Origin of the sequence: Methylobacterium segetis, from assembly GCF_004348265.1 — a bacterium.
GTDB classification, from domain to species: domain Bacteria; phylum Pseudomonadota; class Alphaproteobacteria; order Rhizobiales; family Beijerinckiaceae; genus Methylobacterium; species Methylobacterium segetis.
The window spans coordinates 1-23,394 of sequence record NZ_SMNT01000093.1 but is presented as its reverse complement, the minus strand read 5'-3'; the positions used below and the strand labels follow the sequence as shown (position 1 = coordinate 23,394).

22 protein-coding genes and 1 riboswitch are annotated in these 23,394 nt (G+C 68.4%); of the genes, 4 read left to right on the top strand and 18 right to left on the bottom strand.

Translation table 11 applies throughout. The features are described from left to right. Positions 1-97: 97 nt before the first annotated feature. A riboswitch (cobalamin riboswitch) is annotated at positions 98-291 on the bottom strand. Positions 292-1,160: 869 nt separating this feature from the next. Then, positions 1,161-3,056 (top strand): peroxidase family protein, encoded by a 1,896-nt coding sequence (locus tag E1J50_RS20490; RefSeq protein WP_132255656.1) that lies wholly within the window; start codon positions 1,161-1,163, stop codon positions 3,054-3,056. 286 nt (positions 3,057-3,342) lie between these two features. On the opposite strand, the gene E1J50_RS20485 is transcribed toward E1J50_RS20490, so the two are convergent. From E1J50_RS20485 to E1J50_RS20430, 11 genes are all read right to left on the bottom strand, one after another. After that, a complete protein-coding gene (locus E1J50_RS20485) occupies positions 3,343-3,534 on the bottom strand; it encodes a hypothetical protein (RefSeq protein ID WP_132255655.1) in 192 nt (63 codons plus the stop codon). 166 nt (positions 3,535-3,700) lie between these two features. Beyond that, on the bottom strand, positions 3,701-3,871 hold the full coding sequence (locus E1J50_RS20480; RefSeq protein ID WP_207919256.1) for a hypothetical protein: 171 nt from the start codon (positions 3,869-3,871) through the stop codon (positions 3,701-3,703). A gap of 514 nt (positions 3,872-4,385) precedes the next feature. Further along, a complete protein-coding gene (locus tag E1J50_RS20470) occupies positions 4,386-5,330 on the bottom strand; it encodes a transporter (protein ID WP_132255659.1) in 945 nt (314 codons plus the stop codon). 276 nt (positions 5,331-5,606) lie between these two features. Then, positions 5,607-6,875, bottom strand: a complete 1,269-nt coding sequence (locus E1J50_RS20465) for an MSMEG_0569 family flavin-dependent oxidoreductase (protein WP_132255654.1) — start codon at positions 6,873-6,875, stop codon at positions 5,607-5,609. Between the two features lie 37 nt (positions 6,876-6,912). Further along, a complete protein-coding gene (locus tag E1J50_RS20460) occupies positions 6,913-7,194 on the bottom strand; it encodes an MSMEG_0570 family nitrogen starvation response protein (RefSeq protein WP_132255653.1) in 282 nt (93 codons plus the stop codon). Further along, positions 7,187-8,362 carry an MSMEG_0565 family glycosyltransferase gene (locus tag E1J50_RS20455; RefSeq protein ID WP_132255652.1) on the bottom strand — a complete coding sequence of 392 codons (1,176 nt, stop codon included), beginning with the start codon at positions 8,360-8,362 and terminating at the stop codon, positions 7,187-7,189. Before E1J50_RS20455 ends, E1J50_RS20460 begins: the two co-directional genes overlap by 8 nt. Continuing rightward, a complete protein-coding gene (locus E1J50_RS20450) occupies positions 8,359-9,351 on the bottom strand; it encodes a sll0787 family AIR synthase-like protein (RefSeq protein WP_132255658.1) in 993 nt (330 codons plus the stop codon). Before E1J50_RS20450 ends, E1J50_RS20455 begins: the two co-directional genes overlap by 4 nt. After that, positions 9,351-9,896: an MSMEG_0567/Sll0786 family nitrogen starvation N-acetyltransferase gene (locus E1J50_RS20445; protein ID WP_132255651.1), complete on the bottom strand. Its 546-nt coding sequence runs from the start codon at positions 9,894-9,896 to the stop codon at positions 9,351-9,353. The genes E1J50_RS20450 and E1J50_RS20445 overlap by 1 nt, the downstream gene beginning before the upstream one ends. Continuing rightward, positions 9,893-10,996, bottom strand: coding sequence for an MSMEG_0568 family radical SAM protein (locus E1J50_RS20440; protein ID WP_132255657.1), 1,104 nt, complete (start codon positions 10,994-10,996; stop codon positions 9,893-9,895). Before E1J50_RS20440 ends, E1J50_RS20445 begins: the two co-directional genes overlap by 4 nt. Then, positions 10,950-12,026: a Nit6803 family nitrilase gene (locus E1J50_RS20435; RefSeq protein ID WP_132255650.1), complete on the bottom strand. Its 1,077-nt coding sequence runs from the start codon at positions 12,024-12,026 to the stop codon at positions 10,950-10,952. Before E1J50_RS20435 ends, E1J50_RS20440 begins: the two co-directional genes overlap by 47 nt. A gap of 79 nt (positions 12,027-12,105) precedes the next feature. After that, on the bottom strand, positions 12,106-12,588 hold the full coding sequence (locus E1J50_RS20430) for an MSMEG_0572/Sll0783 family nitrogen starvation response protein (protein WP_010685777.1): 483 nt from the start codon (positions 12,586-12,588) through the stop codon (positions 12,106-12,108). Positions 12,589-12,943: 355 nt separating this feature from the next. Between E1J50_RS20430 and E1J50_RS20425 the strand changes: the two genes are divergently transcribed. Then, on the top strand, positions 12,944-14,374 hold the full coding sequence (locus E1J50_RS20425; RefSeq protein ID WP_132255649.1) for an aminotransferase-like domain-containing protein: 1,431 nt from the start codon (positions 12,944-12,946) through the stop codon (positions 14,372-14,374). Between the two features lie 159 nt (positions 14,375-14,533). Here E1J50_RS20425 and E1J50_RS20420 read toward each other — a convergent pair whose 3' ends face one another. After that, on the bottom strand, positions 14,534-14,929 hold the full coding sequence (locus E1J50_RS20420) for a c-type cytochrome (protein WP_342635919.1): 396 nt from the start codon (positions 14,927-14,929) through the stop codon (positions 14,534-14,536). 223 nt (positions 14,930-15,152) lie between these two features. Next, the gene (locus tag E1J50_RS20415) at positions 15,153-16,550 is read right to left on the bottom strand and encodes an aminotransferase-like domain-containing protein (protein ID WP_132255647.1); all 1,398 of its coding nucleotides are present in this window, start codon (positions 16,548-16,550) and stop codon (positions 15,153-15,155) included. Between the two features lie 191 nt (positions 16,551-16,741). Here E1J50_RS20415 and E1J50_RS20410 point away from each other — a divergent pair, with 191 nt between their 5' ends. Continuing rightward, entirely contained in the window at positions 16,742-17,146 is a 405-nt protein-coding gene (locus E1J50_RS20410) for a DUF983 domain-containing protein (protein ID WP_132255646.1), read from the top strand. Between the two features lie 145 nt (positions 17,147-17,291). Here the strand turns inward: E1J50_RS20410 and E1J50_RS20405 are convergent, their stop codons facing one another. From E1J50_RS20405 to E1J50_RS20385, 5 genes are all read right to left on the bottom strand, one after another. Next, positions 17,292-17,603: a hypothetical protein gene (locus E1J50_RS20405; RefSeq protein ID WP_132255645.1), complete on the bottom strand. Its 312-nt coding sequence runs from the start codon at positions 17,601-17,603 to the stop codon at positions 17,292-17,294. 202 nt (positions 17,604-17,805) lie between these two features. Continuing rightward, complete coding sequence (gene cynS, locus E1J50_RS20400) at positions 17,806-18,294, bottom strand: cyanase (protein ID WP_132255644.1); 489 nt, start codon at positions 18,292-18,294, stop codon at positions 17,806-17,808. Between the two features lie 139 nt (positions 18,295-18,433). Then, positions 18,434-19,420, bottom strand: a complete 987-nt coding sequence (locus E1J50_RS20395) for an ABC transporter ATP-binding protein (protein ID WP_132255643.1) — start codon at positions 19,418-19,420, stop codon at positions 18,434-18,436. Positions 19,421-19,428: 8 nt separating this feature from the next. Continuing rightward, positions 19,429-20,268 carry a nitrate ABC transporter permease gene (gene ntrB / locus E1J50_RS20390; RefSeq protein ID WP_132255642.1) on the bottom strand — a complete coding sequence of 280 codons (840 nt, stop codon included), beginning with the start codon at positions 20,266-20,268 and terminating at the stop codon, positions 19,429-19,431. A 3-nt stretch (positions 20,269-20,271) separates the two neighbouring features. Beyond that, positions 20,272-21,639 carry a CmpA/NrtA family ABC transporter substrate-binding protein gene (locus E1J50_RS20385; protein WP_132255641.1) on the bottom strand — a complete coding sequence of 456 codons (1,368 nt, stop codon included), beginning with the start codon at positions 21,637-21,639 and terminating at the stop codon, positions 20,272-20,274. A 232-nt stretch (positions 21,640-21,871) separates the two neighbouring features. On the opposite strand from E1J50_RS20385, the gene E1J50_RS20380 reads away from it, so the two are divergent. Next, the coding region (locus E1J50_RS20380) for a sigma-54 interaction domain-containing protein (protein WP_245516671.1) at positions 21,872-23,394 on the top strand (1,523 nt) is incomplete at its 3' end.

Genomic DNA, 23,394 nt, shown 5'->3' with positions numbered 1-23,394 from the left:
GTGGCACGTCACCGCGAACGAGGCCTCGGCCGCCGTCTCCGCACGGGATGGACGGCGCTTCGACACCCGTCAGGACACCCCGCCCGACGCGTTTCGCGTGTGACCACGGCTGACGGCAGGTCTCCTGGCTCACGGGTCGCCGCCCTCGCACCGTCTTCCCGGGCACGACCCAGTGACATGGTGGTGAAGGGCTCGCCGCTGACAGTTGCGGGGGCAGCCGCGGCCTCGGAGCAGGCTCCTCACCGCGTTCCCTTTTGATCCCCGAGGGGAACCGTCAGCACCCACGCTAGGCGCTGGCAAGCCCGCCCGTCAACGCCGGCCTCGATGGAATTCCAAAGGCATCGACGGGCGGCTCGGCGATCACCTCGTGCCTGGGGCGATCCTGCGTTCTTTCGCACAATTCAGGTTCTGCGGATCACGATTCGTGAAGCTTCCCTTGGGACTTCAGGTCCATCCGCTCCGGCGCGTAAGGTGAACGGTCAAGCTCATCCCGACGGGTGCAATGGTTCGGCGTTCGCAACGCAGGACGGGCTCGCTCTGTACGGCCTGATCGTTGGCGTACGCTCGCGAACAGCAGAGCGGCAGGACATGCAGGCACGCCCGTGCTTGCAATCGGCCCGAGCGTTCGGCGATCATTATTCAAAGCACCGGGAAAGCTTCTGCCCTTTCGCCGAGTCCGATTTCATTGCGATGAATTCGTCGAATTGAATGTAGATGGAGGAATTTTCGATGAAAAATTCCCAGTATCTGCTGAATCTGGTTCATGTATTTCATCGATTTAATACGAATACTTACATGGATCCGTAAATCAGCCGCCCTGATTTAACATATGCTGAGGAGCCTTCGGCGAATCATCTCGTACTCTGCTGCTCGACGCCGCCACGCCGCTCATCGCTGCGTGGTCAACCTTCCGGGTCCGTTCGCATCCGGGCGGCTCCTGCCCATCGGGCATGCGAGAAGGGCCTTCCATGACCGTACAGCAGAGGCGCCGCGGCAGCGCGCGGATGCGCCGTGACGGGCATCGCCGCTGGCGACGATGACGCCGCCCTGAACCTCCCTGTTTCGTGACGCGCATCGGGCTCCCGCCATCCCGGCTTGATTGCCGGAACCCTGCCGGCTGCGCGGCTCCTTGCGGAAACGCCTTGAAAGGATGCTCCGATATGGAAGCTTATTCCGTCGACGGTTCGGGCAACAACCTGTCTCAACCTAGTCTCAACGCGGCCGGCACGACGTTCGCGCGGCTCGGCGCGGCGCATTTCGCGGACGGGATCTCAGCTCTCGTCGATGGGCCCAACCCGCGCACGATCAGCAACATCGTCGTCGGTGAGGGCGACCCGACGATCCCGAACCCCGAGGGGCTGTCGGGCATGCTCTACGCCTGGGGTCAGTTCATCGACCACGATCTCGACCTCAGCCTGACGGATCACGTCACGCCGATCGCCGTCGTCATCCCGGCGGGCGACGCGTACTTCGCGGCCGGCAGCTTCCTCCCGATGACGCGTGCCGTGATCGACCCGGCGACGGGGCCGGGCACGGGCAAGCCGGCGGCTGCCGTCAACGCGATCAGCGGCTGGCTCGACGCATCCATGGTCTACGGTTCGGACGCGGCGAATGCCGCGAGCCTGCGGCAGCCCGACGGGCATCTGGCGACTTCCGCCGGCGGCAATCTGCCGATCGTGGACGGCGCCTTCGTCGCGGGCGATGTCCGCGCCACCGAGAACCCGTCCCTGACCGCCCTCCAGACGCTGTTCCTGCGCGAGCACAATTTTCAGGTCGACCGGCTCCATGCGGCCGATCCGGGGCTCGACGGGGACGCCCTCTACCTGCAGGCGCGGGCCATCGTGACCGCGGAGATCCAGCGGATCACCTACGACGAGTTTCTGCCCCATCTCCTCGGACGCGGCGCAATCGGCCCCTATGCGGGCTACGATCCGGGGATCGATCCGCGGATCAGCGTCGAATTCGCGGGCGCGGCCTACCGGTTCGGCCATTCGATCGTCTCGGCCGAGACCGAGCGCATCGACGAGGACGGCAACCTCGTCGGGCCGGGGCTCGAACTTCGGGACACTTTCGGGATGACGCCGGCGGCCTTCGCGGCTGCGTCGGGGGCGGACGGCTTCCTGCGTCACCTCGCCGACGATGCCTCGCAGACGATGGATGTGCGCATCGTCGAGGATCTGCGCAACTTCCTCATCGACCCACCGGTCGGTCAGGATCTGGCGAGCATCAACATCCAACGCGGCCGGGATCTCGGGCTCGGCACGCTCAACGAGACCCGCGAGGATCTGGGTCTCGCGCCGTACCGCGATTTCTCCGAGATCACGCACGATCAGGCCACGGTCGCGGCGATGCGCGAGGCGTTCGGCCGGGTGGATGCCGTCGATCTCTGGACCGGCGGCCTGGCGGAAGGTCACGCGCCGGGCTCGATGATCGGGCCGACCTTCTCGGCCATCATCGGCTCTCAGTTCGAGCGGCTGCGCGACGGCGATCGCCTCTGGTACCAGAACGGTCAATTCGATCAGCGGACGCTGAACGAGATCCAGCACACGACGCTGTCGGACATCATCGCGCGCAACACCGACACCCGCGCCATCCAGGACGACGTCTTCACCTTCTACGACCGTCACGGCAGCGACGTCGTTTCCGAGCATCCGGACGCGCCGCAACTCGTGATCGGCACCCCTGGCGAAGCGGAGCTGTTGGGAGGGCCGGAGGGCGACATGCTGGTCGCCGGCACCGGCCATCAGACATTGACCGGCGGGGCTGGGAGCGACCGGTTCGTGTTCACGGCGGACACGCGTGCCCTGATCACCGATTTTCGCCCTGGGCGAGACCATCTGGTCTTCGAGGAGGCGGCCGGGGTTCGGGCCGAGGCCTTTGGCGGGCCGGGCGCGTCGCGTTCCGATCACGGGCACCACGGGCGCCACGCTCTCACAGGGGAGCCCGTGGTCGTCGACGAGAACGGACTTGCCGTCGTGATCTACGGGAGCGTTCAGGTTGCCTTGGCGGGGATCTCGGCCGCCCAACTCAGCCCGGACGATTACAGCTTCGCTTGACCCTGGAGGATGGGCTGCGTCCGCGTGAGACGCGCACCGGTCCGGCCTCGCAAGACCGATCAGGCAGTCGTGGAGCCGTGAGCGGCGGAACCGGCGCGCGACCTGCCGATGGGCATGAAGCCGATGTTCCAACAGGACCCGGTCCAATGCACCCGTCCAAACGGGCCGGGCCGGCTCTGTACCGTCTCACCGCTTGCATGCATCTGCAACGCAACGGAATTCGATGACCCGGTCGGACCGCAGCCGGAATCAGGGCTGATCGAAGCGCCCCGTTACCCGCCTCGCCTCAGTCCCAATCGATGTCCAAGGTCCGCTCGAAGGCGGCGGCCCCGTACACCCGGCCGGACGGGTTGACGACCATGACGTCCCGGAAGCCGCGCCGCTGCAGCTCCCAGGTCTTCTCCATCGCCTGCTCATCCGTCCCGCAGGCGAAGCTCATGGCCCTGCCCGATGGATCGACACCCTTCACTGTGAACACGACACGCTCTCCATTCTCGGCAGGAGATATGGGGTTGGGCGGCGATGGACCAGACCGTCGTCGAGGACTTCCGGGGGATGACATGGGCAGTTGTCCCGCGTCGGATCCTGACATCCGGGATCACCTCGCCGGGATGCGGGACGGCCCATCCGGGTGACAACCGAGATCAGGCTCCTTCCTGCTCGACCGCCTCATGGCCCGGTCGGACGAGGGCTCGAGCGGACTCGGCTTCGCCGCGCCGGAACACGTTCAACTCCTTTCCGGCGAGCTGGTTGTATGGCCCGAAGAAGGCCTCGACCTCGTCGAGCATGCCGGGAATCAGGTCGGAGAGCGCCACGGACACAAGCTTGAGCCCCGAGGCGGGCAGGCAGCCATCGGCCAAACCCAAATTGTGAGCGTGGAGCGCACGTCGAGCGTGTCGTTCTCGCGAACCGAGCCGAGGTTGCCTCCCTGCAAGGCAATCCGCCGGAACGCGGCGTAGGTGGGCTGCTGGCTCGATGGATCGAAGCCGGCCGCTGCCCTGCCGAAGGCCCGGGCGATCAATCCCCAGTGCCGGTGTCCCAACTCCTTCCAGAGCCAGTTCTCGGAGAGGCCGTTCGGGCAGAGGTGCGGCATGCCGAGCGTGTAGCGGCTCGTCTCCGACCAGGGGGAATCCCTTCCCCCAGGCAGCCTCATGTGCAAGCCCATCGGCTTTCTCCACATGAGGAGGAGGCGGGGCCGGGCGGTGTGAGCTGTTGAGACTTGGCCACCCGGCCCCTGTCGAAGCGGTGTCCTTGGGAAGGAGGCTCACTTCGATCCCTGTGCCGGAGGCGGTTGCCACGTGGCGGTCCGCCTCCGGGAAGAGGCGTGCATCAGTACTTGCGCACCAGCGGCGCGGGAGCAGGCTCGGCCGCGGCCGCGACGGTGTAGAGCGGCGCGATCACGCGGACCCATCCTTCCGTCGAGTAGGCATCGCGGCCGCGGGTATCGAGCGCGCGGGTGGCGACGTCGCGCGCCACCCAGGCCTGCGCCGTGAACGCCCCGAAATCGTAGCCGACGAGCCCGCCGAGCGCGAAGCGCCCGCTCTTCACGTAGCCCGAGTTGGCGCGTGCCTGAGCAGAACCGCGGCCCGGAAGATCGGTGGTGCCGTAGCCGATCGCACCGAACTCGAACTTGCCGAACTTCTTCGTCGCGGTCAGGTCGAGGGTGAGCGCATCCGCGATGAAGTAGGGGCCGCGCACGAAGCCGGGCGGCCCGCCCTCGAAGCGGCCGGGCGAGTCGTAGAAATTGTGGGTCAGGTTCGCCGTGAGGTTCCAGCCGTCGCCCGTGTAGCTCAGCGCGAAGCCCTGGCGATAAGTGTTCGAGGAGAAGATCGGCAGGCCGCGGCCGGCATTCAGGTCGTTGAGGTGGACGGCCGCGAGATAGCTGAAGCCGACATTATTGCCGAGGTCCCAGGCGAAGATCGAGCCGACGAGCGTCCCGACATTGATCGTGAAGTCGCGCGCGCCTCGCGCCCGCGGGAACACCGCGACCGTGGGCTGGGCGACCACCGCCTCGATGCGGGCACCGAAGACCTTCCAGGGCGTCGACCAGACCAGCACCGGCACGTTCACCGAGGTGTCGACGGCGGTGCCGTTCGGCCCGTCCGGGCTGCGATAGGTGAAGGTGTCGATGGCGTAGAGACCTTCGGGCAGGGGCGCACCGACGGCGAGGCCCACCTGCTCGCCGGGCACGGTCGTCGTCTGCGCGTAGGTCGCCGTCGCGCTCAGAGTTATCGCAGCGAGCGCGCCTGCTGCGGCCGCGAATGTCTTCAACATCATGGATCCCCTTGTCAGTTCGTGCGCCGGCAAGCCTTCCCCGTTCGCCGACATGCATCGGCGTCGAGGGCGTGCTAGCAAGGCTTCTTGATCTATCGGTATTGATTGAATGGAAATGCAGACAAATTGTATGTCTTTCCATCAATTCCTATATTCTGCGCTGTTAGCATTCTGAGTCTACTTTAAATATCGATCCGAATGCTTGGGGCGGACCTCTGTTGCACATGCGGCACAGGATGGATGCGGTGCCGGCAGTCGCCGGCCTCGAAGGCCCGATCAGACCGCGAACTTCAGGGCGAAGCGTTCCGCGCCGAGGCGCTGCTGGATCACCTGCACGACGTGCTCGGCGTCCCGGCCGACCGCCCCGAAGCGTCCGGAGCCCCAGGTGTTCAGCCACGGCAGCCCGATGAAGTAGACGCCCTCCTCGCTCGTCACACCGCGCCTATGCTTGGGACTGCCCGCGCCGTTGAAGACGGAGGCGTCGAGCCAGCGGAAGTCCGGCGTGAACCCGATGCACCAGACGATGCTGGCGATGCCGGAGCCTTCGAGGGCGAGGTCGGTGACCGGTTCGCCCGGCTCCCAGACCGGCGTGTAGTGCTCCTGCGCCGGGGCCTCGATCCCCTTGTCGGCGATGTACTTGTCGATCGCCGCGTTGATGCCGTTGTAGGTCCGGTCGGCCTGGTCGAGCGAGCGTTTGAGGTTGTCGCGAAAGCGCAGGCTGCCGTCCCGGTAATCCTCCATCAGGCCGTAGAGCTTCATCCCCTCCAGGGCGAAGTGGCGTAGGTCGATGTCACGGCCCCCGTCGCGGCCCGTCACGTAGTGGTTGGTGTTGTCGCGGACGCCGTCGCGCAGCGGATGGTTGCCGACGGTCATCTCGTAGTAGCCCATATCGGCGAGCCAGGTGACGACGTCGCGACCGCGATAGAACCGGGCGCAGCGGGGCGCGTCGCCGACCGCCAAGTGCACCTTGCGACCGGCGAGGTGGAGATCCTCGGCGATCTGCGCACCGGACTGACCGGAGCCGACGACCAGGACCGCGCCCTCGGGTAGCTGGTCCGGGTTGCGATACTCGTTCGAGTGGATCTGCGTGATTGCACCCGGCAGCTTCTCGGCCATGCGGGGAATGATCGGTGTGTGGTAGCCCCCCGAGGCGACGACGACCTCGTTCGCGGTGTAGTCGCCCTCCGAGGTCTGCACTGAGAAGATGCCGTCCTCGCGCCGCTCGACGCGGGTGACCGCGACGCCCTCCCGGATCGGCGGGTTCACCTTGGCGACGAAGGCCGTCAGGTAGGCGACGATCTCGTCCTTCTTCATGAACCCGTCCGGGTCCGGCCCATCGTAGCGGTGGCCCGGCAGGTCGCACTGCCAGTTCGGCGTGACGAGGCAGAACGTGTCCCAGCGCTGCGTCGCCCAGGTGTGCGCGGCGGTCTTTTTCTCGAAGACGAGATGGTCGATGCCGCGCTGCTTGAGGTGGTAACTGACCGAGAGACCAGCCTGGCCGCCGCCGACGACGGTGACGGGAACGTGACGGGGCTTGGACGACATGGCTCTCACTCCGTGATGCTTGGGAAGACGTGCGGCTTCAGGACTCGAAGGCCTCGACCGTGACCCGGCCCCCGGCAGCCTGTCGCTTCGCGGCGGCCTCGATCCGGGCGAGCTGATCCAGGGCGGACGAGCACGCGAACCCGTACTTCTCGCGCACCCGCTCGCTCGCGATGTTCAGGGCCGTGCGGGTCTTCGCGACGAAGTCGTCGAGGGCGTAGCTTTCGCCCGGCGTGAGGAAGTCCTTCACGACGAGAGAGGGCGAGTAGCAGGCCTCGCGCCGGCCGTCGGGCCAGCGGACGTGGAAGTGCATCTCAGGCATGGATCGGCTCCTGGTGGACGCGGGCACAGGCCGCGTAGGCGTCGAGGTGGCGCTCCGCGCAGGCGCGCCAGGAATGGAGGGCCGCCCGCGCGAGGCCGGCCGTTCGCAGGCCGGTACGAGTGTCCGGCTTCAGAGCCTCGGCCATGGCTTGGGCGAGGTCGTCCGGGTCGGCGGGATCGACGAACAGGGCGTCCTTTGCCGTCAGGTGCTCGGTGAAGGGCGGCCGGCTGGACACGATGCTGGGGGTGCCGCAGGCCATCGCCTCGAGGACGCAGAGGCCGAAGCCCTCTGTCCAAGAGGGGAAGGCCAGGACATCCGCGATCCGGTAGAGCGCCGGCATGTCGGCCTGCGGCACAGGCCCCGTCTCGACCACAGCCTCGCCGAGGCCGACGGCGAGACCGTGCGCCGCCAGGGCCGCCCCACACCGGGCGCGGTAGGGCGCGTGGTCGAGCAGCGAGGCACCCCCGGCGACCACGAGCTGAGCTCGCGGCTGGCGCTCACGCAGACGCGCGAAAGCCGCGATGGTCCCGGCCGTGTTCTTGCGCTCCTCGAAGCCCCCGACGCAGAGGACGACCGGCCCCGGGCCGAGACCCCAGCGCTCCCGCACGGCCGTGTCCGCTTCCGTCGGCTCGCTGCGATAGACCGACAGGTCGACCCCGTTCCCGACGACCTGCGCCCCCCGGCCGAAATCGTCCCTGATCCGGTCGGCCCAGGTTCGGCTGACGCTGAGCAGGCCGGTGGCCTCGCGGATCGAGCGGTCCTGCCACTCCGCGAGCAGCGGGTCGGAGAAGCTGTCGATATGGTGGACGGTGCGCACGAAGCCCGGGATCAGCCGCCGGTGCTTCAGGGTCGCGAGTGCGTTGCCCCCGATCCCGTCATGGGCGTGGAACACGTCGAAATCGCAGGCGGAAGGTGTCGCGAAGTGGCGAAGGTAGTCGTCGATGCGAGCGCGCACGAGGTCGACCGTCCTGCCCGCGACCGGATTGGCGGCCACCGGCACGGTGGGGCAGCCCGCGTTCCGGAAGAAGCCGCGGCCGGCCGGATCGGGGGCGTGGACCACCGCCTCGTGGCCCAGACCGCACAGAGCCTCGGCGAGCGCGAGGCAGTGCGCGACCCCGCCGCGCGGATTGGTGGAGTGGGTCAGGATGGCGATGCGCAGGAGCTTCATGCGGCATTCCCCGCATCCCGGCCGCAGCCGATGAGCGGACTGGCCACGAAGTCCCAAACCACGGCCTCCGCTTCGCCGGAACTCCGGACCCGGGCGACCCGGCTCGCGTCGAGCTGGCCGAGGGCGGCACTTGCGATGCCGCGCTCCGCGAAGCGCGCGAGCACGGCCGGAGTGCGGTCGGGGCGGACGCTCAGGAGATAGCCGAAGCTCGGGAAGGCGGAGAGCCAGCGGGCGAGCGGGACGTGTTCGGGCTTCGGAATCGCGTCGAGGTCGATGACGCCGCCGACGTTCGAGCATTCGAGCAGCATCAAGGCAGTGCCGACGACGCCGGCCATGCTGATGTCCTTGGCGGCGCAGGCCAGTCCGTCCTCGGCAAGTCCCGGCAGCAACGCGAGGTCGCCGCGCAGGCGCTCGCCCGGAGCGCCGGTCGAGGCATCCCAGTACGGATGCGGATCGCGGAAGCGCCCGCGCAGGTCGATGGCCGCGACGAGGTCGTCGCCCGGCGCCGCGTCGAAGCTCGTCAGAAGACGTGGGCCCGCCCGGCCGAGGACCGCGACCGCGAGGTTGTCGGCAGCCGCGCGGGTGTTGGTATGTCCGCCGACGATCGGCACGCCGTAGAGGGCGGCGGCGTCTGAGAGGCCGGCGAGGATCGGGTCGGCTTCCGCCGCTTCCCGGCTCCACAAGGCATCGACCACGGCAAGCGGGCGCCCGCCCATGGCAGCCACGTCGCTGAGGTTGACCATGATCCCGCAGTATCCGGCGAAGTACGGGTCGGCGGCGACGAAACTGTCGAGGAAGCCCTCGATGGCGAGGAGCAGGTGGCCGTCGCCGTCGGGGATGGCGGCGCAGTCGTCCCCGACCGGCACCGCGGCGTGCCGGCCGCCGAGCCCGAGCCGCGCCACCACCGCGTCGATGTCGCGCTTGTGCGCGACGCCGCGCGCGTCGCGGATCTGGCGGGCCAGTCCCTGCAGGTCGAAGGCCGCCGTCATCATGCGGCCCTGCGGAAGGTGACGAGCCCGTGCTCGGGGTCGTGCATCGGCGGGTAGGCCACGAGATCCGCCTGCATCAGGTGATGCGGCCGTCCATGGAGCTCCACCGTGTCGAGGCTCACCCAGTGAAGGGCCTGGAACAGCGGCACGTTTCGCTCCTGCACGTGGGCCAGGAAGCGCGTACAGCCTCGGGCATGGGCCGAGGAGACCGCGACCTGGATGAGCCCGGCGCCCAGCGCCGCCGTACCGCGGAAGGCGCTGGCGACGGCAAGGCGTGAGCCCCACCACTCGCCGGGCCGCTCCGCGACTTCGTGGATGCGCACCGTGCCGACCACGGCGTCAGCGTCGCCGGCGAGCGTCGACAGGGCGCAGATCGGAATGGCATGCGCGTCGATGGCGTCCCGGTCGTCGCCCGCGAAGATGCCCTGCTCCGCGCAGAAGACTTGGCGGCGAAGGGCCGCGCAGGAGCTTCGCTCCCATGCGCTCGTGGCGAACTTCACCCGGAAGTGGCTGGGCCGGTATGGCGGGACGGGTTCGAACATCATGCCGCCACCCCCGCGCGCTCGTAGGTGGACAGCGCCGAGCAGGCACCGCAGCGCCCGCAGCCCGCCTTGATGTCGGTCGAGCGCAGATTTGCGGCGGCCAGCATGTCCGCGAGCGGCTTCAGGATGGCGTGCATGAAGTCCGGACCCGGGGCGGGATGGCTCTCCAGCGGCGTGCCGGAAATCGGCACGAAGGGCACCACGAAGGGGTAGACGCCCATACCGATCAGGCGCTCGGCCATCGCCAGGATGGCTTCCGGCGTGTCGCCGAGCCCGGCGAGAATGTAGGTCGAGACCTGCCCCCGCCCGAAAACCGGGACGGCGGCCGCGAAGGCATCGTAGTACCGCGCGAGCGGTACGCTCGCCTTCCCCGGCATGATCCGCGCACGCACCTCCGGGGTCACGGCCTCCAGATGCAGGCCGAGGGCGTCCACGCCCGAGACCTTCATCCGCTCGAACCAGCGGTCGTCATCGGGCGGCTCGCACTGGGCCTGGATCGGAAGGTCCACGGCCGCCTTCACCGCGAAGGCGCTCTCGCACAGCACGGCCGCCCCCCGGTCGGTGGCGTTCGGCGTGCCCGTGGTCATCACCATGTGCTTGACGCCGTCGAGCAGCACCGCGGCGCGGGCGACCTCGGCGAGCTGCTCCGGGCTCTTGTGCGCGACGGTGCGGCCGGCGGCCAGTGACTGACCGATCGAGCAGAACTGGCAGGTCTTGGCGCGGCTCGCGTAGCGGATGCAGGTCTGCAGGATCGTGGTGGCGAGCACGTCGCGGCCGTGCAGCACCGCGATCTTGGAATAGGGCACCCCGTCGAAGGTCGAGAGCGCGTAGAAGCGAGGCTTGCCCGGGAAGGTGGCCCGCCCGATCACCACGCCGTCGTGCTCGATCACCGAGACCCCGTCGCCATCGGGGCGGCGCACCAGGAAGGGCGAGTCGAAGGCGGTCTCGGTGTGGACCGGCACCATCACGGTGCGGCCCGCGATGGTCATGGCCTTGTGGTCCGAGGGCCCGGCTCCGCCGCGCCGGCTCGGCGCCCCGGCGCGGCTGTCGGCGAGCCTAACGCCGTAGGACTGCAACGCGTTGATCAGGCGTTCCGTCGGCATCCCGACCAAGCCCGCCACGACCGGCGGAAACGAGGGAAGGCTCGTCGGAAGCGGGCTGCTGCTCATGGTCGAGGCTCCGGAGGTCGGTCTGGGAACGGGTCGGCTGGTGCACGAACGAGGCCGGACGGTCGTCGTGGAGGAGGCTGAGGAGCTCGGGCCGGGCGTAGTGGCCGACGGAATCCATCATCCGCTTGCGCTTGGTCACCAGCGCGAGGTCCATGTCGGCGATCAGGATGCCCTCGCCGGGGCCGAGCGGGTCGGCGAGGTGCTTGCCCTCGGGCGAGACGATGGCGGTGCAATTGCCGCCGCGACAGGCGCCGCGCAGGCGCTCGTCGGGGCAGACCTGGGCCACCTGCTCGTCGGTGAGCCAGCCCGTCGCGTTGACCACGAAGCAGGCCGCCTCCAGCGCGTGGTGGCGGATCGCCACCTCCATCTGGTCGGCGAAGATCTGGCCCACCAGCGAGCCCGGGAACTGGGCGGCGTGGATCTCCTCGTGGCGGGCCATCAGGGCGTAGCGGGCGAGCGGGTTGTAGTGCTCCCAGCAGGCGAGTGCCCCGACGCGGCCCACGGCCGTATCCACGACGTCGAGGCCAGCGCCGTCGCCCTGCCCCCAGATCATGCGCTCGTGGTAGGTCGGCGTGATCTTGCGCCGCTTCAGCTTCAGCGCACCGTCCGCGTCGAAGATCAGCTGCGTGTTGTAGAGCGAGCCGTGGTCGCGCTCGTTGACGCCGAGCACGACGACGGTGCCGTGGCGGCGGGCGGCGGCCGCGACTGCCTGCGTCACCGGGCCCGGGACCGTGGGTGCCCGCTCGTAGAGCTTCAGGTGCTCCGCGCCCTGCATCGCCGGCGGCAGCACGAACGAGAAGTAGGGGTAGTAGGGCACGAAGGTCTCGGGGAAGACCATGAAGCGCGCGCCCTTGGCCGCGGCCTCGTCGATGGCGTTGAGCACGCGCTCCAGGGTGCCCTCCGGACGGTCGAGGTCCGGTGCGATCTGGACGGCGGCGGCGCGCACGATCCGGTTCTCTGACATGGATGATCCTCGGGCTGTGACGGCGGCCGCGTCGTGCGGCCGCCGGATGGACGTCCCGGTCGGCGGGCGCGAAAGCCGGTCAGACGGTCCAGGTGTCGATGATCACCGCGTTGTCGCGCTTGTGCAGGAGGATGCAGTCGAGCACGTCGAGGGGATTGATCATGCGGATGCCCTCGATGAAGGCCGCCTCCCCGTGGCCGTAGAGGGCCTGGGTCGAGAACCGGCAGGCATAGACCTTGCCGCCCTCGGCCATGAACTTCTCCAGCTGGTTGTTGAAGTTCAGGTGGCCCGGGAAGGCCTCGTCGCCGAGACGCGGGAAGCCGCGCTGGACACCCAGCGTGATGCCGGGGCCGTAGAGCAGGATGGAGGTGTCGAAGCCCTTGCGCTGCAGGCGGGTGGCCTGGAGCAGGTTCACGAGGCCGATCGAGCCCTCGAAGGCCACCGTATGGAAGGTCACCAGCGCCTTCTGGCCCGGTTCGGCCTTCACGTCCTCGAAGACCTTCTCCTCGTAATCGACCAGGAAGTCGCCCTTCTTGTGGGCTTCGCGATTTACGGCCGGCATGGTCTCGCTCCTTGATGCACAGGACCGACCATCCCTTTGCGTCAGCCGGTCTCGCCACCGGCATGGCAAGCGGCATGCCAAAATGGTTGGATAAGGACTGCCATCAATGACTCCTCTTGAATGCATACAATAATACGATCAAATAATCGGGGTGCGCTGAAGGATGTTGGCCGATTGCCCATGATCCCGTAGCGGCAGTTGCGTAATATTTCGGCACCATGTGCATTCACGGCAGCCACTGCTGGACCGCCTTGTATGGAAAACCTGAAGCGTCAGCACGGCGGAGAGCGGTACGGCTATTGCTAGCCATACAATCTGATATTGATCGGATGATGGTAGGATGGGTGGCGCGCGGATGAACGGGACCGGACGCGGAGCGGGATCAGAGGGCTTGCACGGGGGGGCTGGAGCGTGGGCGCCGGACCTGAAGCGCTGGGGCAAGCCGCACTACCTCGCGATCGTCGAGGCGCTGGCGGACGACATCCGCAACGGCCGCCTTCTGCCCGGCACGCGTCTGCCCACGCAGCGCGCCCTGGCCGAGGTCCTGGACCTCAACTTCACCACCGTGTCGCGGGGCTACGTCGAGGCGCACAAGCGCGGTCTGATCGAGGGCCGCGTCGGCCAAGGGACCTTCGTGGTCGATCCAGCCCGCACCATGCGCCCTGCCGAGGCGGCCCGGCCGGGGCCGGTCGACTTCACCATGAACCTGCCCCCGGAACCCGATTCGCCGACGCTGAAAGCCCGCATGCAGGCCTCCTTTGCCGAGTTGTCGGGCGACCTCGTCAACCTCCTTCGCTACCAGGGCTTCGGCGGGACCGAGGAGGATCGGGACGCGGCGACGCGTTGGCTCGCGGGCCGCGGCGTCCAAGCGCCGCGAGAGCGCCTGTTGATCTGTCCCGGCGCGCACAGCGCCCTGTTCGCCATCCTCGGGCAGGTCGCACGCCCTGGCGACGTCATCTGCGCCGAGCGGATCACATACCCGGGCATCCGGGCGATGGCCGCGCATCTCGGCCTGCGCCTCGTCGACCTGCCGATGGACCGCCATGGGGTGGATCCGGACGCGTTCGCGGCCGCGTGCACCAAGGTCGCGCCCAAGGCGCTCTACCTCAATCCGCTGCTGCAGAACCCAACAACGGCGACGATCCCCCGGGGCCGCCGCGAGGCGATCATAGCGGTGGCACGCCGCTACGCCGTGACCATCATCGAGGACGACGCCTACGCCCGGATCTGCCCGACGCCGCCGCCGAGCTTCGCGACGCTCGCTCCCGAGATCACCTACTACGTCGCCGGCTTGTCCAAGTGCCTCGGCGCCGGCCTGCGGCTCGCCTTCCTGGTGGCGCCGAGCGCCCGCGCCGCGCTTCCGCTCGGCGGCGCGTTGCGCGCAGCCACCGTCATGGCCTCGCCGATCGCGACGGCCCTGGCCACGCGGTGGATCACGGACGGCACGGCCGAGGCGATCGTGCAGTTCGTGCGCGCGGAATCGGCCGCGCGCCAGCGCATCGCCGCCACCCTTCTCCCGGCCGGCACCTTCAAAGCCGACCCGCACGGGTTCCATGTCTGGATCACGCTGCCGGAAGGGTGGACCCGCTCGGCCTTCGCCAGCCAGGGCCGCGCGGCCGGGCTCGGCGTGGTCGGCAGCGACCCGTTCTGCGTGGGCGGCACGCCGCCCGAGGCCGTACGCCTGTGCCTCGGCGGCCCCATCACCCGGGCGCAGATCTCGCAGGGGCTCGAAGTGCTGGCCCACGCCCTCGACGGTTCGCCGGCCCTGGCCTCGACCTACATCTGATCCCCGTCCGGCCCGCGGCGGGCACTCGCCGTCGGCTGACTGCCGTTCCTTGCTGACCCTCCGAGCCCCGCGACCGGCGATCGCAACCGGAGCGGCACCGCCGCGGCCGTTCCCCGGGACCTCGGCCGGCAACGGAAGGACCGTTCCTGAGCGACCGGCTCATGGGAGCGGACGCTGCCGGTCGGCCGGGGTCGCCGCTCGCCGGCCCTGACGATCATCGGGTCGCTCCGACTGCGCCTGCAGGTAGGCGATGACATCCCCCCGGTCGAGCGGATCCGCAATCCCGGTAAAGGTCATGCTCGTGCCGGGCGCGAACTTGGCCGGAGCAGCAAGCCAAGCGTCCATCTGGTCCGGCGACCAGACCTTACCCAGCGATCGTAGCGCGCCGGTGTAGCTGAAGCGCTTGCTGTTGCTGGCGAGGGGTTTGCCCATCACGTCGAAGAGGTTGGGGCCATTCCGGTCGCCCGACCCCCTCCCGATCGTGTGGCAGGCTGCGCAGCGGGCAAACAAGCGGCCTCCCCTCCCTGGGTCCGCGACCCGCAGGACGTCGCTCAAGCTCGGGTCGGGGCCCAGCGCTCGGCGCCGTTCCCGCTCGTCATCGGAGCACCCTGCGGCAAGGGTAGCGAGCAGGAGCAGTGCGGTGCACCGTGCGAGCCATGGGCGATGCATGCCTCGGCATGATCGTTCAAACATCCGCGGGCGCGCCCGTGCCACCGGTCGTTCCTTCCACGCGGCCGGATGATCAGGGCCGCGGGACGCGCCCGCCCTGTCAGCCATGTCAGACGACCGTCGAGATCGCACCGGGCGGATGCGAGAGCAGGTTCGCGAGCAGGCTGAGGCCATATTGCAGCGTCGCGCCATCGGGTGCGGCGCCCAAGGAGACGCGGATCGCCTCGGGAGCCGGCCCGACCGCGAAGGCGTCGCTCTGAATGACGGACAACCCGAGTTGCCGCGCGTGCGCACCGAACTCGCCCCGCCGCCAAGGTGACGGCATCTGCAGCCAGAGGTGATGGCCGCAGGGATGCGAGCGAAAGTTGAGGCCCGCGAGCGTCTCCGCCGCTATCGTCTGGCGGAGCCCGTTCTCCCTCCTGATGGCGGCAACGATCGCGTCGAGCTCCCCTTCGGCGATCCACTCGGACGCCAAGGCCGCCGCAAGCGGCGAGGCCATCATGTTGATGGCCCGGAGCTCGGCCGCGAGCCAGACCGCCGCGTTCGTCCCGGGGACCGCGACGTAGGCGATGCGAAGGCCCGGGCTGACGCACTTCGACAAGGTCGCGATGTGCCACGTGATGTCGCTCGCCAGGGCCGCGAACGGGGCCGGGGCATCGGGCGGCAGCGCGCCGTAGGCGTCGTCCTCGATGATCGCGACACCGTTCGCGCGCGCGATCTCGGCGATCCGCTCGCGTCGGGCCGCCGGCAGCGTCGCGGTCGTCGGGTTGTCGAGGGTAGGCACCAGGTACAGGGCCCGCGGCCGCCGCGCCCTGCAGCATTCGAGGAAGGCTTCCGGGATCAAGCCCTCCTCGTCACACTCCACGGGCACGAGGCGCGCGCCGAGACGCTCGGCGGCCATGCGCAGGCCGGGATAGGTCAGGGCCGGGACGCACAGGTCATTGCCAGGTTTGAGGACGACGGCGAGGACGGCGGACAAGGCCGCCTGGGCGCCGCCGGCCACGAGGACGCGCTGAACCGCCACGGGGCCCAGGCGGCGGCAGAGCCACTCGGCTGCTGCCGCACGATCAGCCAAATTCCCCGCACTGTCCTGGTACTGCATGCGATCGAGGAAGCCCGGCGTGGCGGCGAGCCTCGACAGGCCCCCCTCCAGGCGCTCAGCCAGCCTCGCCTCCGCCGGCTGCGGGGGCATGTTCATGCTGAAATCGACACTGCCGGACGGGCTGAGCACGGGCAGGCTGGAGCCTCGTGACGGCCGTGAGGAGCCACGAACAAAACTGCCCCTGCCGACTGCGGCATCGATCAGGCCCGTCCGCCGCGCCTCGTTGAAGGCCCGGGTCACCGTGGTGAGATCGACGTTGAGGTGCTTGGCCAGGGCGCGCTGCGGGGGCAGGCGCGAACCGGGCGCCAGGCGCCCGCTGCGGATGTCCTCGGCCAGCGCCTTGACGATGGCCAGGTACTTCGGCCCCGCGGCTGCGACAATTGTAGGGCTCCAAGCTTCCATCATTGACCCCTGATCTCAGCTCAGTGTATGCCTACGCGCACCCCGCTAATAGGCTGAATGCCCTACTGTCTAGCTGGCAGTGATAGCCCGGCGTTCGGCTCAGAATGTATGGTTATTAGTCCATACATTGGCGGTGTGCAAGCGGCGCTCCTGCCGAGATGCAGGACGAGCAGCGAAGTCAGGAACGTTGGACGATGCAGAGATCGACGGATCAATCGCTGATGTCGGTGGGACTCCGCTGCCGGTGTCCTCGCTGCGGAGAGGGCCACCTGTTCGACGGCTTCATCACCCTGAAGCCCAGCTGCGAGGCGTGCGGACTCGACTACAGCTTCGCCGATCCGGCCGACGGGCCCGCCTTCTTCATCATGATGACCATGGCCTTCCCCGTGACCGCCTTCGGGATCTGGCTGGAATTGGCCTACGACCCGCCTCTCTGGATCCATGCCGTGATCACGCTGCCGCTGCTCCTGCTCGCCTGCGTGCCGATCATTCGGCCGTTGAAGGGCCTTTTCATCGCGAGCCAGTACATCAACAAGGCCGAGGAGGGACGCTTCGCCGTTCCGAAAGCCTCCGGCGCCGGCCCGACGCGCCAGGAGTGATCAAGCCGCTTGCCCCACGCAGCCTCTGATCGACACGCGTCGGCGCCATGGCGCACATTCGGCGGGGCTCAGATGAAGGTGGCAAATCGACCTTGAGCGGACAGCGGTTCGCACGCCGGGGCGGCGCTGGCACGGGACAACCTCATCAGGGCCAAGCGCGGATCAACGCTCGCGAGGACAGCCACGCGATCAGGGGCAGCGCGATCAGCAGGAGCGCCCTCGCCGCTGACAGGCGCACGGCAGCGGCAACGCTCCGGGCGCGCGCGATATGTCTCGCGCGCGGCGAGCAGGGCGGCCCTTCCAAAAGGATCGTCAGCGGCGCGATGGAGAAGGCGATCGCGATCCCGAACAGGAAGCCGATCATCGCGCCTGGAAATGGCGGAGCCGACAACAGAACCAGCACCACAAGCAGGGCCAGGACGATCTTGAAGTGCGCGCTCAGGCGCCGATCGAACATGTCGGGTCGTGAAGAAATCGGCGAGCAAGGATGACTGCTCCGCACCCCATCCGAGCCTTCGGCGGCAGCGCTTCAGATGCCCGCTTGGTGTCACGTCGAGAATCGAATACCGGCGATAATCCTGAGTGTGGCAAGTTCAACGCGCGTAGAACGCATCCACGTCCGGCCGGCCGGTTGTGATCCGCCGGCCGGAGCGATGCGCTCACCCTTCCTTGAAGCCGTATTCGGGCACGCCCTCCTCGTTGCCATAGTACTTGTAGGGCAGGAACTTGCCCGAGAGGTTCATCTTGACCCGGTCGCCCTTGTTGTTGGGCTCGCGCTCCATCGTCATGTTGAAGTCGATCGCCGACATGATGCCGTCGCCGAATTCCTCCTGGATCAGCTCCTTCCACGTCGTGCCGTAGACCATGACGAGCTCGTAGAAGCGGTAGATCAAGGGGTCGGTCGGCGGCATCTGGGGGATCGAGCCGCGATAGGGCGCCTCGTTCAGCATCCGCTCCTCGGCCTTCGAGAGGCCGAACAGCTCCGCCGCCCTGGCGGCCTGGGCCTTCGGCAGCTTCATCTGGCCCATGCAGGCCGCCGTGATCAGGATCGGCGAGATCCCGCCGATCTCGTCCTGGATGTACTTCCAGGTCCAGCCCTTCTCGCGCTTGATGTCGAGCAGCTTCTCGGTGAGGTCGTCGCGCTTCATGCTCTGCTCCTTTGGATCGAGAGTTTTCAGGGTTGCCGTCGGCCGTCCGGGCGCGGGGGCGTGGCGCCTGGACGGCGATCCCGTCTTCGGCCCCTCGCTCAGGGACGGGCCGTGACGGAACGGGGTGTGGCGTGGGGCGTCAGGCGCGGCGCGGGGCCGGCTCGGTCGAGGCCGCGATCGCCTCCGCGTCGGCCTCGCTGAGGGAGGGGCGGACGACGGGCGGGTGACGCGGATCGTAATCGGCCGGCATCGCGTCCCGCATCGTTCTGGAGCGCGACACCAAGAAGTCGATCAGGTGATTGCGCAGGGCGTAATAGCCCGGCGCGTGGTGGAGCTGCGTGCGGTCGCGATCCTTGGGCAGCGGATTCTCGACGATCTCGGCGACCTTCGCCTCCGGCCCGTTGGTCATCAGCACGATCCGGTCGGCGAGGTAGATCGCCTCGTCGACGTCGTGGGTGATCATGAACACGGTCTGCCCGGTCTCGACGCAGATCCGGCGCACCTCGTCCTGCAACGTGCCGCGGGTGAGCGCGTCGAGCGCCGAGAACGGCTCGTCCATCAGCAGGATCTTGGGCTCGATCGACAGCGCCCGGGCGATGCCCACGCGCTGCTTCATGCCGCCCGACAATTCGGAGGGCCGCTTGTGCTCGGAGCCGGCGAGCCCAACCGTGGCGATCGCCTTCCGGGCTCGCGCCTCGATCTCGGCTTTCGGCGCCTTCCGCCAGCGCGACGAGACCGCGTAGGCGACGTTGCCGAGCACGCTGCGCCAGGGCAGCAGGGCGTGGCCCTGGAAGATCACCGCGCGGTCGAGGCTGGTGCCGGCGATGGCCTGCCCATCGACGATCACCGCGCCCTCGGAAGGCGCCTCGAGCCCGGCCAAGATGTTGAGCACGGTGGTCTTGCCGCAACCCGAATGGCCGATCATGCAGACGAACTCGCCGCGGCGCATCGGCAGCCACAGGTTCTCGAAGATCGTGGTCGTCTTGCCCCCCGGTGCCGGGTAGCGCCGGGCAATGCCCTCGATCGAGATGAACTTTTCGGACGTCGACATGCGGCGGGTCCCGGCCTGATCGGTGTCGGGAGCGGTGCGACCGGCGCGCCGCACGAAGGGGAGAAGCTTGCTCATCGGGCGCCTCACTCGGGGAAGGTGACGAGGCGTTGCGCCCGGGCGAGCACTTGGTCGAGGACCATGCCGACGAGGCCGATCACCAGGATCGAGGTGATCACGTTGGTGATCGAGAGGTTGTTCCACTCGTTCCAGACGAAGTACCCGATGCCGGTGCCGCCGACCAACATCTCGGCTGCCACGATGACGAGCCAGGCGATGCCGATGGAGATGCGCATGCCGGTGAGGATGGTGGGGGCGGCGGCCGGCAGGATCACCGTGAAGGCCCGGCGGATCGGACCGACCTCCAGCGTGCGGGCGACGTTGAGCCACTCCTTCCGGGTCGAGGCGACGCCGAACACCGTGTTGATCAGCATCGGCCAGACCGAGCAGATGAAGATCACGAAGATCGCCGACAGGCTCGAATCCTTGATCGTGTAGAGGGCGAGCGGCATCCAGGCGAGCGGCGAGACCGGCTTGAGGATCTGGATGTAGGGGTCGAGCGCACGGCTCATCAGAGGCGACATGCCGATGAGGAAGCCGACCGGGATCGCCACCAGCACCGCGAGGCCGTAGCCGAGCGCGACGCGCCCGACCGAGTAGGCGAGCTGGATGCCGATGCCCTTGTCGTTGGGGCCCCGGTCGTAGAACGGGTCCTTCAGGTGCTTCCCAATGGTCTCGGCGACATCGAGCGGCCCCGGCATCGCGGACTTGCCGGTGGTGGCGGTGGCTCCCATCAGGGCGGCGTATTCCGGGTTCATCGCCTCGGTCTTGGCGGTGCCGCTCACCGCGACCTGCCAGACGAGCAGGATTGCGGTGAGCAGCGCCAGCGAGAGCACGCCGGCGCGGAGGTTGAGTGTGCGCGTCATGGCTCAGCTCGCCCGCTTGATCTTGAACGAGTCGAGGTATTCCTTCGGCCTCGATGGGTCGAAGGTCTTGCCCATCACCGCAAAGGTCTTGCTGGTCGCCTCGGGCGGTGAGAAGCCGTCCTGCTTCATCAGCTTGGCGGCGTCGGTCGCCAGATAGACCTGGCGGGCGACCGCGGCGTAATCGACGTCGCCCTTGAGCTGGCCCCAGCGCTTCATCTGGGTCAGGATCCAGACCGCGAAGGATTGCCAGGGGAAGGCGTCGAAATCGACGCGGTCGGGCACCTTGCGCACCTGTCCCAGCCCGTCGGCGAAGGTGCCGGTGAGCACCTGCTCGACGACCGTGAGCGGCTGGTTGAGGTAGTTCGCCGGCGCGATCGCGGCGGCGATCTCCTTCCGGTTCTCCGCCTTCGAGGCGTAGGCGGTCGCCTGGATGATCGAGCGCAGGAGCGCCGCGTAGGTGTTCGGCGTCTCCTTGATGAAGGATTCCGAGGCCGCAAAGGCGCAGCACGGGTGCCGGTCCCAGATCTCCTTCGACAGGATGTGGATGAAGCCGACGCCGTCGTAGACCGCGCGCTGGTTCACCGGATCGGGGGCGAGGAAGCCGTCGATGTTGTCGGCGCGCAGGTTCGCGACCATCTCGGGTGGCGGCACGGCGCGGATCTGCACGTCGGTGTCGGGATCGATGCCGGCTTCCGCCAAGTAGTAGCGCAGCAGGTAGTTGTGCATCGAGTAGTCGAACGGCACGGCGAGCTTGAAGCCCTTCCAGTCCTTCGGGTCGCGCCTGTCCTTGTGCTTCATCGCCAGTGTGATGGCCTGGCCGTTGACGTTCTCCACCGCCGGCATCGTGTAGGCTTGCGGGTTCGAGCCGAGGCCGAGGGAGATCGCGATCGGCATCGGCGCCAGCATGTGGGCGGCGTCGTATTCCCTGTTCAGCGTCTTGTCGCGGATCACCGCCCAGCCGGCGGTTTTCACCACCTCGACGTTCAGGCCCTGCTTCTCGTAGAAGCCCATGGGCTTGGCCATGATGATCGGCGTGGCGCAGGTGATCGGGATGAAGCCGACCTTCAGGTCGGCCTTCTCGGGCTTGCCTGCTTGCGCAAACGCCTCGGCGGCGAACTTCACGGGTAAGAACTGGCTCACTGCCGCGAGCGCGGTGGCGGCGCCGACGCTCCTCAGGAAGGCGCGCCGCTCGGCGTCGTGGGGGAAGAGCGCGCGCATCACCGCGCCCTCGACCGCCCTCTCCAGCGCAGCCTCGCCTGTCGGCGCGGCGTGATCCGCGTCGTGCGCGGCCTGGCTCGCATGGGCACCGCAGGAGCAGCCGCCGCGGGCGAAGCGGCGTTTGGCATCGAAGGGGTTGTCGAACAGGGCCATTTGCGCCTCGCGCGGTTCGGGACGTCAAGGAATTGGCAAGGGGTGTGCCAAGCGCGCGGATCAGCCGAACCTGTTTCTCGTCAATGACTTGGAGCGACACTGCAAAACTACGAGATTTCGTGTAAAACGAAGTCTCGTAGTTCAATGACGAGATCTCGTAATGCCGGAGGCAGGTCTCTCCTCAGCCGCATATGCCGGTTTCGGGCTCGTCTTCGAGGCAGGCGCCGAGGCCATGCTGGTGCTCGATCCGGCCGGGGACCGGATCGTCGATGCCAACGACGCCGCGGCGCGCCTGCTCGGTCACCCGCGAGCGGCGCTGCGGGCCATGGCGGCGAGCGCCCTGCATCCGGGTCAGGTGCCGGCGCTGATCGTGTTCACGCAGGGCGTCCAGGCCAAGGGGCGCTGGTGGACCCACACGCTCACGCCCCGGCACGGGGCGGGCCGCGCCCTCAACGTCGAGTCCGTCGGCGCGGTGCTGCCCGATGGGCTCGTCCTCGTCACGCTGTTCGATCTCGACGAGCGCCGCCAGCGGCAGGTCGACCGCGAGGCCGACCGCCACATGCGCGCCGGCCTCTCGGAGTGGCAGCGCATGGAGCGGATTTTTCGCGATATCGAGCGGGAGAACCAGTTGATCCTGCGCGCCGCGGGCGAGGGCATCTACGGGGTCAATGCCGAGGGGGTGACGACCTTCGTCAACCCGGCCGCCGAGCGCATGCTGGGCTGGGCCGCCGCCGACCTCGTCGGCCGGGACATGCACGCCTCCGTGCACCACACCCATCCGGACGGCTGCCCCTATCCGCACCGGGATTGCCCGATCTACGCGGCCTTCCGCGACGGGGCCGTGCATCAGGTCGACGACGAGGTGTTCTGGCGCCGCGACGGCACCTCCTTTCCGGTCGAGTACACCTCGACGCCGATCCGCGACCGTGGCGCGCTCGTCGGGGCCGTCATCGTGTTCCGCGACATCAGCCAGCGCCGCGAGGCGGACGAGCGCCTGCGGCAGGCGCTCGCCGAGGTCGTCTCCCTGCGCGAGCGCCTCGAACTGGAGAACGCCTACCTGAAGGAGGAGATTCGGGCCGGCAGCCACCATCAGGGCATCATCGGCCGGAGCCCGGCCATCGAGGTGATCCGGCGCCAGATTGATCTCGTGGCCGGCACCGACGCCACGGTGCTGGTCACGGGCGAGTCCGGCACCGGCAAGGAGCTGATCGCCCGCGCGATCCACGAGGCCAGCCGCCGCCGGGATCGACCCATGATCCGGGTGAATTGCGCGGCGGTGCCGCGCGAATTGTTCGAGAGCGAGTTCTTCGGCCATGCCCGCGGCGCCTTCACGGGCGCGTTGCGCGACCGGGTCGGGCGCTTCGAACTGGCCGACGGCGGGACGCTGTTCCTCGACGAAGTCGGCGAGATCCCCCTCGACCTTCAGGGCAAGCTCCTGCGCGTGCTGCAGGAACGCTCGTTCGAGCGCGTCGGCGAGGAGCGCACCCGCGCGGTCGACGTCCGGCTCGTGGCGGCGACGAACCGCGACCTGAAGGAGGAGGTGTGCCGCGGTCGCTTTCGTGGCGACCTCTACTTCCGCCTCAACGTCTTCCCGATCGGCGCGACCCCTCTGCGCGATCGGCCCGAGGACATTCCCCTCATCGCCCAGCACATGCTCAGCGGCGCAGCGCACCGCCTCGGCGTGCCCGAGCCCCGCCTGACGGAGGGCGATGTCCGCCGCCTCATCCGCTACGGCTGGCCGGGCAACGTGCGGGA